Below are 13,665 nucleotides of genomic sequence, written 5' to 3'. Positions count from 1 at the left end.
TAGCCAGAAAGAGCCGGCACATCATCTGAAAATAAATTTAATTATTACAAGGTGACACAAGATATCAAAGACGAGGTAACAGAACAACTGCATATGGACATTCAGTTTGGATTTGAAAATGAACTGCAACTTTTTGACAGCATCAGGGATATGTTTTATAATGAAGATGATTTTGATGAAGAATGGCTCAGACTGATCATCGCAGAAAAATATAATGTGCATCAAAAACAAAGCTTGAATTGGAAAAGGCCAACTGATTTTGACAGACTGGTAAAAGTGTTTGATGAATTAATTGAACAAAAAATAGTCTGTCTGCATAAAGCTGGGTACACGAAGCAGGATGGCGAAGCGGATTGCATGGAAGCCATTGAAGAGCTACGTGAACTGGGGATTAACGCATTTGGTTTCTGTTATTACCACGAGCAGGATCTAGGCAGGGCGATCGATCCGGAGTGCAGGAATTTGCTTTTAGGTTTTGACAGCCCGGCACAAAATGACAGAGAAGCACTGGATGTTGCAAACAGGATCGTAACGGCATTTCAAAAAAATAATTTTGAAATAAGCTGGCCCGGCACAGTGGACCAAAGAATTGAAATAAAAAATATTACATGGCAAAAAACACCGGATAATGAAGATTGGGGAACGCAAAGGGTAATAAGTATTTTAACAAAGAAACAAAATGCCGGGAAACCATTTTGGAAATTTTGGTGATCAACCTTAAAGTCGCGAAAGTCAAATGATGAATAAGCAAGTAGTTTACTTTTAATACCGCAATTTATTCACCCTTACCTCTTTCCAAATCATTTTTTTGAAATATATTCAGCCAATGAAATACTTCTTCTTTATTATTTTGGTGCAATTGTTTTGTGCTTGCCTGTTTACTGTAACGGCTCAGAATAACATCGTTTCGGCAATTAAACAAAGTGACTCATATGTGTTACTGCAAGATGGCAGCGTTGCCACAAATGTAAAAATTACCCGCACATGGCAGGGCACCTTTTGTAACACAACAATAACCAATACTGGCGTAGGTAATCTTAATTTAAAAGAAGCAGTACTGTTCCAGGCGAATCATTTATTTAAGCCCGAGACAGCAATATATGCTGAAGGTTTTCAAATGCTGAGCCAGTACCGCGGTACACTGGCATCGCCAAAACTGGTCGGCGGTTATGATGACAATGGTCATTATAAATTGCCACAGCCTGCAGGCTACAAAGCCGTTTATAACATGCTGGTAGTGCAGCCCGCTAACAGCGAACCGATGCTGATGGGCTTCAACTCATCCTTTCGATATATCGGCAAGTTTTATCTTTCTGCCGATACGGTTAAAGTAGTCATGGACATGGAAAATACGTTATTAAAACCGGGCGCTTCTGTAAGACTCGAGGAATTTTCTATACTCACTGCAAAAAATAATAATGCACTTACATCAGCATTTGCAAGCCGTATCAATCATTTTCATCCGCGGCTGCAAAGTAATATTCCTGCAGGCTGGTGTTCCTGGTATTGCTTTGGGCCGGATGTAACAGCAAAAAATATCACAGATCATCTTACTTACATTAAGCAAAATATTCCGCAGTTAAAATACATCCAGCTGGATGATGGCTACCAGCCGCATATGGGCGACTGGCTTGAAACGGGCAACGCATTTGGCAACAGCATACAGGCAGTTTTAAAAGAAATTAAAACCGCAGGATTTGAACCCGCCATTTGGGTTGCGCCTTTTATCTGCGACAGCAATTCCAGGGTATTTAAGGAGCATCCGGACTGGCTGGTAAAAGATAGTTTGGGTAAACCTTTGCGCAGTGACAAAGTAACTTTTGGTGGCTGGCGTTTGGCACCCTGGTATGCACTGGACGCCACCAACCCTGCAGTACAGGCGCATCTTACCCATGTGTTCAAAACCATGTCAGCGCAATGGGGATGCACTTATTTTAAACTCGATGCTAACTTTTGGGGTGCCTTGCCCGGTGGTCTGTATTATGATAAAACCGCTACACGTGTAACCGCCTACCGCAGCGGAATGAAGGCTATCTTAAAGGGCGCTGGCAATGCTTTTATTTTAGGTTGCAATCATCCGCTGTGGCCTTCTATTGGACTGATCAACGGTTCCCGAAGTTCCAACGATATCAGTCGTGACTGGAACACTTTTTCTGCCACCGGCGATGAAAATTTATTGCGCAGCTGGCAAAACGGGCGCTTATGGTGGAATGATCCGGATTGTGTTTTGCTTACCGGTAATTTACCGTCAAATGAATTTATGTACCACGCATCGTTGTTGTTTGCAACAGGCGGCCTGGTGCTAAGCGGCGACGATCTTACCATCATTACGCCGGAAAGATTAGCCATTTTGAAAAAGATGTTGCCGCCAAAAAAGACGAGCGCCTTGTTCAATCCGGCGCTGGATGTTGGCTGGTTGAAAACTCCGGAAGCAACCTTTCTTATTTTATTAAATAAAGATGACCAGGTAAAAAAGTTTACTGTGCCGCTGTCAAAAGCTTATCAAATAAAAGATTACTGGACTGATGAAAAGAAAGGTGTGTATGAAAGCGAATGGAAAGACACGTTGCCTGCACACAGCGGTAAAGTGTATCAGCTAAAGTTTTTATAAACACATTTGATCATTCAGGCAATTCAATCGCAACAAAAAAATTGAACCACAATACATCAACACGGTATGAAAAAAAATATAACAAGTCCCATTTTTATCAACAAAAATTTTTGGCGTCAAAAAATTGAATTGTTGCTGATATTGCTATCCTGCTTTCTACACAGCAAATCCCAGATAAAAATCACAAGTGCATTGTGTGAAAATAAAGTCAACCCGGCAGGTGTTGTGTTGCAAAAATTACGCTTCGGATGGGAACTGTCTTCAACTGAACACAATCAGTATCAAACAGCTTACCAGCTCGTGATTGCTTCATCAAAAAGCAAGCTTGCCCAGGGCGACTATGATGTATACAATTCCGATATTGTAAAAAGCAGACAATCAGTTTTAGTTGATTACAAGGGCCAGCCGTTGCAACCAGCCCAATTGTATTTCTGGAAACTGCAGGTATGGGATAACAATAATCATAGCTCCGGCTGGAGTAGCGATCAGCAGTTTATTACCGGCTTGTTTTCAACAAAGGACTGGTCAAATGCAAAATGGATCGGCTATGAGGAATTAAACGATTCGATGCGCACGGTGCCGGGCATACATGAGCCTTATGCAGAAACGCTGGGTAACAAATGCCTGCAACGTCCCGTAGTACCGCTGTTTAGAAAATCCTTTGCCATCAGCAAAAAAATAAAAACGGCTTTGCTGTTTGTTACCGGACTGGGCCAGTATGAACTGAGTATTAACGGCGACAAAACGGGCACCGCTTTTTTGGCACCCGGCTGGACTTATTTTGATAAAACTATTTTATATAACACGTTTGATGTTACATCCCAATTAGTCAGCGGCAAGAATGCCATCGGGGCAATTGTGGGCAACGGTTTTTATAATATCAACAGGGAAAGATATTTTAAAATAGTAGATGCATTTGGCATGCCTACCATGATTTGCCGCCTGAAAATTACTTATGATGATGGCGCAATCGAGGACATCGTATCTGATGCGACCTGGAAAACATCGCCTTCACCCATTACTTTCAGCAGTATTTATGGCGGCGAAGATTATGATGCCAGGATGGAGCAGGAAGGATGGAACAAGGCTGCATTTGATGATTCAAAATGGATGAGACCGCTGTTAATAAAGGCGCCTAAAGGGCAGCTGTCACCCGAACAGGATTATCCGGTTGCATTGATGGATTCATTTACTGTAAAGAAAGTTGTACAACCTTCGGCCAATACACTGTTGTACGATTTTGGTCAGAATATTTCGGGTATTATCCGGTTGAAAATAAAAGGAAGAAAAGGGCAACAGGTCAAATTAATTCCGGCTGAACTGATCAATAAAAATCAACTCGCCAATCAATCCGCTACCGGCGATCCTTTCTATTTTACTTATACAATGAAAAGCGATGGGGAAGAAATATGGCAACCTAAATTTACCTATTACGGTTTCAGGTATGTCCAGGTGGATGGTGCAGTGACGGATAATTTGACTAACGTTACGGGGTTGCCGGTAATTGTACAGCTTACTTCTTTACACAACAGAAACAGCAATCCGGTGAATGGTGATTTTGAATGCAGCAATCCATTATTTAACCGCATTTATACGCTGATTAACTGGGCGATTAAAAGCAATATGCAAAGCATCGTTACCGATTGTCCGCATCGCGAAAAACTGAGCTGGCTGGAGCAGGATTACCTGATGGGCAATTCTATTCATTATAACCATGATGTGTACCATTTATACCGAAAGCTGGTGCACGACCTGATGGACGCTCAATACCCCGAAGGCTTTGTGCCGGATATCGCACCGGAGTATGTTGTGTTTGAAGGAGGCTTCCTGGATTCGCCGGAGTGGGGCAGCAGTTCAGTGATACTTCCCTGGTTATTGTACGAATGGTATGGCGATAAAGATATTCTGCAAAAGGCTTATGCCATGGCAAAAAAATATGTGGATTACCAGCAGAGCAAGTCAACGGATTACTTGTTATCGCATGGCCTTGGCGATTGGTACGATTATGGTCCCAACCCGCCAGGTGAATCGCAGTTGACTCCAAAAACGGTCACTGCTACTTCTATATTTTATTATGACGCCACACTGGTAAGTAAAATGGCCACCTTGCTGAATGAGCAAAGCGATGCAACAAAATATGCAGCACTGGCAGCTTCCATCAAGACCTCTTTCAACAAAAAGTTTTTTAACAGTAAAACCAATGTGTATTCAACAGGCAGCCAAACGGCTATGGCCATGCCTTTTAGTGTTGGCCTGGTAAATGAAAAGAATAAGAAGGCGGTAATTAAAAATCTGGTAGATTCTATTTATGCAGGCAATAAGGCATTGACGGCAGGTGATATCGGATTTCATTACCTGGTAAACGCATTGGATAAAGGCGGCGCATCGCAGTTGTTATTTGATATGAACAACCGCGATGATGTACCGGGCTATGGTTTTCAGCTGAAGAAAGGCGCCACGGCCTTAACCGAATCCTGGCCCGCACTGGAAGATGTATCCAATAATCATTTAATGCTGGGGCATATTATGGAATGGTTTTACAGCGGTCTGGCTGGCATCGACCAGGAAGAAAGCTCGGTAGCTTTTCAAAAAATAAAGATCCGTCCCCAGCCGGTTGGTGATATCATTACAGCCAAAGGAAGTTTTCATTCACCTTACGGATGGATTACAACAGATTGGAAAAAGAATGGCAAAAATTTTTTACTGCATGTACAGATACCGGTTAATACAACGGCCAATATTTATCTGCCAGCGGCTAAAGGCGCAACCATTTATAATAACCAGCTGCCGGTGGCAGGCAAACAAATTTTCTACAGCGAAGGAGTAGCAAAAATCAGCGTAGGTTCCGGCGATTATGAGTTTGAAGTAAAATAGAATGATTCACACAACGGATGCTGCGAATTCAACGGATGCAACTTATTTATAACACAGTACTCATATATTTTATTGGCTGTCCAAAAAATTCTTTGCGTGCTTTGTATCCTTTGTTCTCTTTGTGAGAAACGCAACTTCTTTAAATATTTAAGATGTTTTTTCTACCTTTAGTTATTCATACTATCATTTTCTTACACCGATTTTTTACCAAGCCACAATGACTGAGAAAAAGAAATTATCCCGCAATAAAATTTTAAAAGAACTGTATTTCCAGGATAGCTTGTCCTGCGCTGATCTTTGTTTTAAAATTGATAAAAGTTTCCCTGTTACAGCCAAGCTACTGGAAGATTTACTAGCTCAAAACCTCGTGGTTGAATCAGGTTACGCAGCTTCCACCGGCGGTCGTCGACCACTGACGTATACATTGCAGAAAGATGTGATGTACCTGGTATCTGTCGCCATGGACCAATTTGTTACAAAAATTGCTGTGATGGATATGGAAAACAATTTTGTTTCTCCCATTGAAAAAGTTGTGCTGCCGTTGCCCGACAACCCCGAAGCATTGCAGATATTGATTGAGAGGATACAATACGTGATGGACAAGTCTGGCATATCCAAAGAAAAATTTGTTGGTGTTGGTATCGGCATGCCCGGTTTTGTAGATGTAAAAAAAGGGGTGAATTACACCTTCATGCAATTGCCCAATTTTAAAAGTATCACCCGGCATATCAGCGAAAAAATAAAAGTGCCTGTATTTATTGATAACGACAGCAGCTTGGTTGCCCTCGCCGAATTACGCTTTGGTGCAGCAAGGGGAGTAAGCAATGCCATGGTGATTAACATTGCCTGGGGTATTGGTCTTGGCCTTATTTTAAATGGCGAACTCTTTCGCGGGCATGAAGGTTTTGCCGGAGAGTTCAGTCACATCCCGTTATTTTTAAACGGCAAATTGTGCAGCTGTGGTAAAACAGGCTGTCTTGAAACAGAAACCTCTTTATTGCTGATTGTAGAACAGGCAAGGGAAGGAATTAAAGCGGGCCGGATTTCTAAACTGAGTTCGCTGCAGGGAGATGACCTGGAGCAGGATTTTGACGCCATCATCGAAGCCGTAAAAAGTGGCGACCAGTTTGCCATTGAACTTTTTTCAAAAGCAGGATATAACATTGGAAAAGGCGTAGCAGTATTGATTCACCTGCTGAATCCTAAAACAATTGTGCTGAGTGGCAGAGGCTCCGCAGCCGGGCAGATATGGCAGGCTCCGATACAACAGGCTTTGAATGAACATTGTATTTATCGTTTGTATGAAAGCACCAACATTGAAATTTCCACGCTGGGAAAACAGGCCGAATTAATTGGCGCTGCTGCGCTGGTGATGGAAAATTATGAGCATATTCCGGGAATGAAAATTCACCCGTTTCCGAAACAACCAGATCATTTGAAGGTAAAATAACATGGTGATGACCCTGAGTGCAGGTTATCAACCAGATTACGTGTGCAAAGAGTAGTCAAGGATTCCCTCACTTAAGCAATGGTATAACGCTCCTTTATATTCCAGCAAGCAACTTCGGTCATCACTTAATAACCGACGGGCATCCTGCCGCCCTGCAACTCCACATGGCCTTCCACAAATCAACTTCCACACAATTTACCTTGGCAATAGCTCGATTTGTAAAATAATTAAATAGATTTGAAAACTTTTTTAATTATTTAACAAGTTTGTATATCTTTATTTTAATAACAAAAAATTAACCAGGACATCGCTGCTATTATTATATGACGGAAAAAAGGACAGTATGTAAAAATGACATATTAAAGCAGTTGTATTTTCAGGAGAATCTGTCTTGTGTAGATTTGAGTATCATAATAGAGAAAAGTTTTCCACTTACACAGAAGTTGATCGAGGAACTCGTTGCTGACAATTTGGTAACAGAGACTGGGTATGCTGTTTCTTCCGGTGGAAGACGCCCTTTGACCTATGCCATTCAGAGAAATGTAATGTACATGGTTGCGGTAGCAATGGATCAGTTTGTTACTAAAATTGCGGTAATAGATATGCAAAATCATTTGGTATCATCCGTGACCAGGATTTTTTTATCATTAACGGAGACCCGTTCAGCGCTTCAGGTGCTGATAGATAAAATTGCCGGCGCAATTGACACTTCCGGTATACCAAAGGAAAAGTTTATAGGCATTGGCATTGGTATGCCTGGCTTTATAGACGTAAAAAAAGGCATCAATTATTCTTTTTTATCGCTTCCTGATAATGAAAGTATTACAAAACATATGGCTTTTCAATTGGGCCTGCCTGTATTTATTGATAATGATTCAAGCCTGATAGCATTGGCTGAGCTGAGATTTGGGGCCGCTAAAGGCGCCCGGAACGCAATGGTAATAAATATTGGCTGGGGAGTTGGTCTGGGGCTGATTTTAAATGGAGCACTTTACCGGGGGCATGAAGGGTTTGCAGGTGAGTTCAGTCACATTCCGCTGTTTTTAAATGGAAAATTGTGCTGGTGCGGAAAAGCGGGTTGCCTCGAAACAGAAACCTCGCTTCTGCTGATTAAAGAACGGGCGATAGAAGGAATAAATTCTGGCCGGGTTTCAAGGTTAAATACCCTTTCATTGGAAAATCATGAGACGGCTTATCAGGAGCTTATAAAAGCTGTGCAGGAAGGAGATCAGTTTACCATCGAACTTTTTTCAAAGGCAGGATATAATATAGGGAAAGGTGTAGCAGTATTAATTCACCTTTTAAATCCGCAAAAAATAATTCTAAGTGGCAGGGGATCGGCGGCAGGGAAAATATGGGAAGCTCCCATTCAGCAGGCGTTGAATGAACACTGTATTCGCCGGCTTTTTCAAAATACGAACATAGAAATTTCTGACCTGGGGCTGGAAGCTCAACTGATCGGTGCGGCGGCCCTGGTGATGGAAAATTATAACGAGATATCGTTTTTAAAAGAAGAAACAACTGGATTTGAACTTAGTCAACTATAGAAATACCCAATTTTTTATTATTTAAAGCAAAACAACACAACATGAAAAAAACGATTTCACACTTACTGCCGCTTCTGCTCTTATGCATTTGCTGCGGTACTGTTTTAGGCCAACAGAGAAAAACTATTACGGGCTCAGTCAGGGACAGTGCCGGTAATGCAATTCCGGGCGTATCGATTAATTTAAGTGGAACTAAATCGAATGCAGCAGCGGATTCCAGGGGGAATTTTAAAATATCGGTACCAGTTTCTGATGCGGTATTGATTTTCAGTAGTGTTGGATATACTACTAAGCAGGTTAATGTTGGTAAGGAAGATTATTTGACTGTAGAATTATCAGGTGCGGTTGGCAAATTGAACGAAGTTGTGATAACAGGTTTCGGTACAAGAACGAGTTCTCTGAAAGTTCCTTATGCTATACAATCAGTAGGTGGAGCTGAACTTGCAAGGGCAGGCACTGTGAACGTAGTAAACTCTTTGCAAGGTAAAATTGCAGGCGTTATGGTCAATCAGGGTGCAGGCGGACCTTCATCAAGTTCACGTATCCGTATCAGGGGTAATTCAAGCCTTAGCGGCAATACCATGCCTTTATATGTTATTGATGGAGTATTGATTCAACCGGGCGCATCAGGTGCTGATTCGTGGGGCGATAACAGGGACTTTGGTAACCAGATGAAAAATCTTAATCCCGACGATTATGAAAGCATGACTGTATTGAAAGGATCTGCAGCGAGTGCTTTATACGGATCACAGGCATTAAGCGGCGTAATATTGATTACAACAAAAAAGGGTAAGGCAAGGCCGGGCCTGGGTGTCACGCTTAATCAAACAACTACCTGGAATAAAGTGTACAGACTTCCTGATTTTCAAAATGAATATGGTGGCGGTAACAGCCCGACTTTTGCAAAAAATTCAGATGGAAAAGATATTATTCCCAATGATGATTATGCTCCCTATTATAGTTTTGGTCCAAAGTTCGCCGGACAGACTGTTATTGATGCGGATGGAGTAACCCGTGTTTATAAGCCAAATAACATGAAGGACCTTTACCAGACAGGTTTAATTAATAACACCAATGTGTCTGTTGAAGGCGGCAACGATAAAACCACCGTGCGTTTTTCTTATACAAAATCAGCTGAGCAGGGCATCGTATCTACTAATAAGTTTGACAGGAATAGTTTTGCGTTGAGAGCTACCCAAAAAGTGGGCAAATTAATTAACATGGATTTTTCTATTAATTATGCCGCAACTGTTTCTAAAAATCCAATGCAGCAAGGTGGTCAGGGAAGTTTATTATACAGACTCGCCTACTCAAATTCACGCAACTTTCCTATAGACAATCTATTCGCAAATTATATTGATGCTGTAAATGGCGGCCGCGTGCAAAAATCTCCTTATTTGCGTGGATCTATCACTGATGACATGTGGAGTATTTACCAAACCAATGTTGCTCAAAAGGAAAATAGTCTTTTGGCAAATCTTGATATAACTGCCAACATAACGCCATGGTTAAGCTTGCTGATGCGGGGTAACGTGAATAGTTATGATGTTAACCAGGAAACTAAAGAACGTGGCGATGGAGCCGGCTTTAACAGCAACAATTTTGGACGATATGCTTTGTATACTTCAAACAGAAAAGACGCCAGATTACAGGCCTTATTGACTGCAACAAGGAAGATTACAAACAATCTGGAATTCAGCCTGTCGGCTGGTGGTGAAACACAACGCGGACTTGGTGGTACGCAATTATCTGCAAATACTAATGGAGGCTTTAAGAATGCCGATATTTTTGCACTTTCCAATAGTAAAAATGCGTTAGACGTGAGTGGAGGCAAATACCCGCAAAGCAGGCTGGATGCGTTGTATACCTATGGTGATATAACCTGGAAAGAAATGCTGACATTGTCAGGTAGTTTTAGAAGTGACTGGAACTCTACCTTAACTTATCCTGACGGTCATGGCACTTATGTTTATAATTATCCGTCAATTGGTGCTTCATGGTTATTTACAGAATTGCTGAAAGATAAAAAACAATTTGATTTTCTTTCTTTCGGTAAATTAAGAGCCAGTTATGGTATTACCGGAGCCGGTACAGGAATTTACACTACGTCCAGTGGAAACTATGTTTTAAATGGCAACTATACAGACCTTGGCGCCACATCTGTTCCCCGTTACGGCTTTCAGAGCAATAGTCTTGGTAACCTCAACCTGGTACCTTTAAGAGCTTTTGAAACCGAAATAGGCGTGGATCTTCGTTTTTTTAATAACCGTTTAAGGATTGATGTTGCTGCCTATAAAAAGAACACCAAGAATGAAACCATACAGTTAAATGCGCCGCCAGAAAGTGGTATTGACAGCCGTTTAATTAATGCAGGTAATATTCAGAACAAGGGCGTAGAAATATTATTGTCCGGAGTGCCAGTCCGCACAAAGCATTTTGAGTGGACCACTACGGTAAACTTTACCCGTAACCGGAATAAGATCATAGCGCTTTATCCTGGTACAGACAGCAGAGACCTTGACCTGGCTTTCGGAAACGACGTTCGTTCGGTAGCCAAAGTAGGTGAAGATTTTGGTACTATTGTAAGTACTTATGCCTATGCCAGAGATCCACAAACAAACCAAAAATTATTGCAGCAGGATGGAACTTACTGGCGCTCTGGTGCCTACGGACAGGGAGAAAAAATTCTTGGTTCTGCAATGGAAAAATACCTGGTTAGCAACATCAACGAATTCAGGTATAAAAGCTTCAGCCTGTTTATACAGGTAGATGCGAAAGTGGGTGGAAAGATCGCTTCAACAACTCATCAGTATGGATCTGAATATGGTAACTATCAAAGTACTTTATTTGGTCGTGATGCAGAACACGGTGGTATAGCCTATACTGACGCCAATGGTGTTCAGCGCAATGATGGTATTATACCAGAAGGCGTTTTTGGGAAAAACACCATCATTAATAATATTGATGTAAGTGGATTAACTTATGCTGATGCTGTTAGCAAGGGACTTAAAAAGCCAATTGCAGCTTTGGATTATTACGAAGGTATAGCAAGCTGGGGCACAGGTATCCGTGAATATTCTGTTTTTGATAATACCTGGGTTGCATTGCGTGAGGTTTCTTTTGGTTATGACTTTCCAAAAAGTACTATCAGTAAATTAAAAATCAACAGACTTCGGTTAAATGTTTCAGGTAGAAATATTATTTACTTATATACTACCACCAAGGATCATATATATCCGGAATCAATTTATTCAAGCCGCCCCGGCGCATTTGCTGAAACTGGCGGTGGACCTTACCAGCGTCAAATGGCGGTATCGTTGCTCGCAGGTTTTTAATTCGCAGGCAATATCTTTTAATAATTTAAATTTTAATAAAAATGAAATTTTATAAATATTCATACTTAGCTATCCTGGCTGTTTCCCTGGCATTGGGTAGTTGTAAAAAATCGGCATTTGTCGAATTAAACACCGACCCTGGTGTACTATATTCCATTAAACCGGAAGAGCAGTTTCTAAATGCTGCCATCCAGGCCCATGGGCAAGATTTTGAGCAATTTTATGATAACTACCGCCGCATCATGTTCTGGACTCAACAATCCACTGCTAACGCAGGAAATGGCTCAGTAACACTGAAAACCGTGGGTAATTTTAATTCGCGTTATGGAGTATTTTATCCAACGCTGGGATCTGTCTTAACGGATGTACAGGTTTTGATCAGCAAATTGCCCGATGCAGAAAAACCAAAGTACGATCAGATAAATGCCATCGCTGATATTCCCAAGATATATTATGCTTTCTACGTTTCAGATATAAACGGAAGCTTACCTTATACAGAAGCTTTCCAGGCACGGTATGGTGGCACCCTTACTCCTAAATATGAAACGCAGCAGGAATTATACGCCTTGTGGGATAAGCGCTTAAAGGAAGTGATTGCTTTGTTGAAAGCTCCGCCAGCTACAGCACAGGTAAGTCTTGGTAAAAATGATCTTTATTTTCACGGCGATGTGGCTCTATGGGCAAAGGCTGCTTCAGCTCTTCGTTTAAGAATGGCAATGCGCCTGATGAAGAGAGACGAAGCCACAGCTACAGCGATTGTTAAGGAAGTAATTGCAGATGCATCCAACCTGATGACAAGCAATGCAGAGGGCTGGGTGTTTTATGCTGATGTAAGTTTTACTGCCGGCGGCAACTGGGCTCCTGACGAATTCAGGGCTCCGAAGCCAACGGTGGATTTTATGTTCGCACAAAGCGATCCACGCTTGCGCCTGTTTTATAAAAAGAACAATTATACACAGGCTAATATGAATGCAGCCATTGCCAAAGGACTATATCCTGCAGGTACTATTGTAAGTGCAAGGCAGTACGTAGGAGCACCGGTAAGCCCAGACGTTGTAAAAACCGTAAGCTCCTGGTTTGTGCAAAAGAAGGTAGATGATAACCTGGCACTGGATACGGTTTCTTATTTGCAATGGAGAATGTTTCAGCCTGCAAACGGTGGCGGTACAGGAAAAAATTTCTTTCCTTTAATTTCTTATGCGGATGAATTGTTTATGCGTGCTGAATTAGCCGCAAAAGGTATTACTACTGAAGATGCCCAGGCTTTGTATTATGCCGGTATCGATGCTTCAATATCTTTCTATGATAAGGCAGCTGCAGACGCTAAGCTGGAAGATTACACAGCAGTAACGGCTGGTGAACTGACAGCTTATAAAGCTTCTCCCGCAATTATGTATAGTGCTCCGAAAGCATTGGAGCAAATTGCAATACAATCCTATATTAACTTCTTTAAGCAACCCAACGAAGCATGGGCGCTGTATAAAAGAACGGGCTATCCAAATGCAACAACCGCTTTGGCTAATGAAAATATAATGATTGATGGTACTCTTTACCAGATCCCAAGAAGAGCCGCAATCAGCGCTCCGTCTACAAGTGATTTAAATGCAACAAACAAACAGGCTGCTTTGGATAATATGAAAGCAGACCCTGATTTTGGAACCGCTATAGATGACCTGTACGGTCGTGTTTGGTGGGATAAAAAATAAATTTTATTCAGATAACTCCAGGCCGCATGTTTTGCCTGGAGTTATCTTTTTATACTCTTTGAAATCAGTGTATCACTATTCCGTTTCATTTAACAATTACAGTCTGTATCATTTCTTAACTTAGTCACAGAGATAAATTAAA

General features: G+C 41.5%; 7 protein-coding genes. All 7 read left to right on the top strand.

Features of this window, described 5'->3' with window-relative positions; translation table 11 throughout:
- Positions 1-51: 51 nt before the first annotated feature.
- The 7 genes from QWZ08_RS08030 to QWZ08_RS08000 all read left to right on the top strand — a co-directional run bounded on the left by QWZ08_RS08030 (position 52) and on the right by QWZ08_RS08000 (position 13,523).
- Positions 52-711 carry a DUF6891 domain-containing protein gene (locus QWZ08_RS08030; protein ID WP_290336816.1) on the top strand — a complete coding sequence of 220 codons (660 nt, stop codon included), beginning with the start codon at positions 52-54 and terminating at the stop codon, positions 709-711.
- Between the two features lie 115 nt (positions 712-826).
- The gene (locus QWZ08_RS08025; RefSeq protein ID WP_290336815.1) at positions 827-2,611 is read left to right on the top strand and encodes a glycoside hydrolase family 36 protein; all 1,785 of its coding nucleotides are present in this window, start codon (positions 827-829) and stop codon (positions 2,609-2,611) included.
- 66 nt (positions 2,612-2,677) lie between these two features.
- Complete coding sequence (locus tag QWZ08_RS08020; RefSeq protein ID WP_290336814.1) at positions 2,678-5,485, top strand: family 78 glycoside hydrolase catalytic domain; 2,808 nt, start codon at positions 2,678-2,680, stop codon at positions 5,483-5,485.
- A 217-nt stretch (positions 5,486-5,702) separates the two neighbouring features.
- Positions 5,703-6,935, top strand: a complete 1,233-nt coding sequence (locus QWZ08_RS08015; protein ID WP_290336813.1) for an ROK family protein — start codon at positions 5,703-5,705, stop codon at positions 6,933-6,935.
- 401 nt (positions 6,936-7,336) lie between these two features.
- Positions 7,337-8,482: an ROK family protein gene (locus tag QWZ08_RS08010; RefSeq protein WP_290336812.1), complete on the top strand. Its 1,146-nt coding sequence runs from the start codon at positions 7,337-7,339 to the stop codon at positions 8,480-8,482.
- A gap of 41 nt (positions 8,483-8,523) precedes the next feature.
- On the top strand, positions 8,524-11,817 hold the full coding sequence (locus QWZ08_RS08005; protein WP_290336811.1) for a SusC/RagA family TonB-linked outer membrane protein: 3,294 nt from the start codon (positions 8,524-8,526) through the stop codon (positions 11,815-11,817).
- Between the two features lie 41 nt (positions 11,818-11,858).
- A complete protein-coding gene (locus QWZ08_RS08000; RefSeq protein WP_290336810.1) occupies positions 11,859-13,523 on the top strand; it encodes a SusD/RagB family nutrient-binding outer membrane lipoprotein in 1,665 nt (554 codons plus the stop codon).
- The last annotated feature ends 142 nt before the right edge of the window (positions 13,524-13,665 follow it).

The organism is Ferruginibacter paludis (assembly GCF_030409685.1).
Lineage (GTDB): Bacteria > Bacteroidota > Bacteroidia > Chitinophagales > Chitinophagaceae > Ferruginibacter > Ferruginibacter paludis.
Note: the sequence above shows the minus strand (reverse complement) of the source record. Positions and strands in the feature narration are given on the sequence as shown.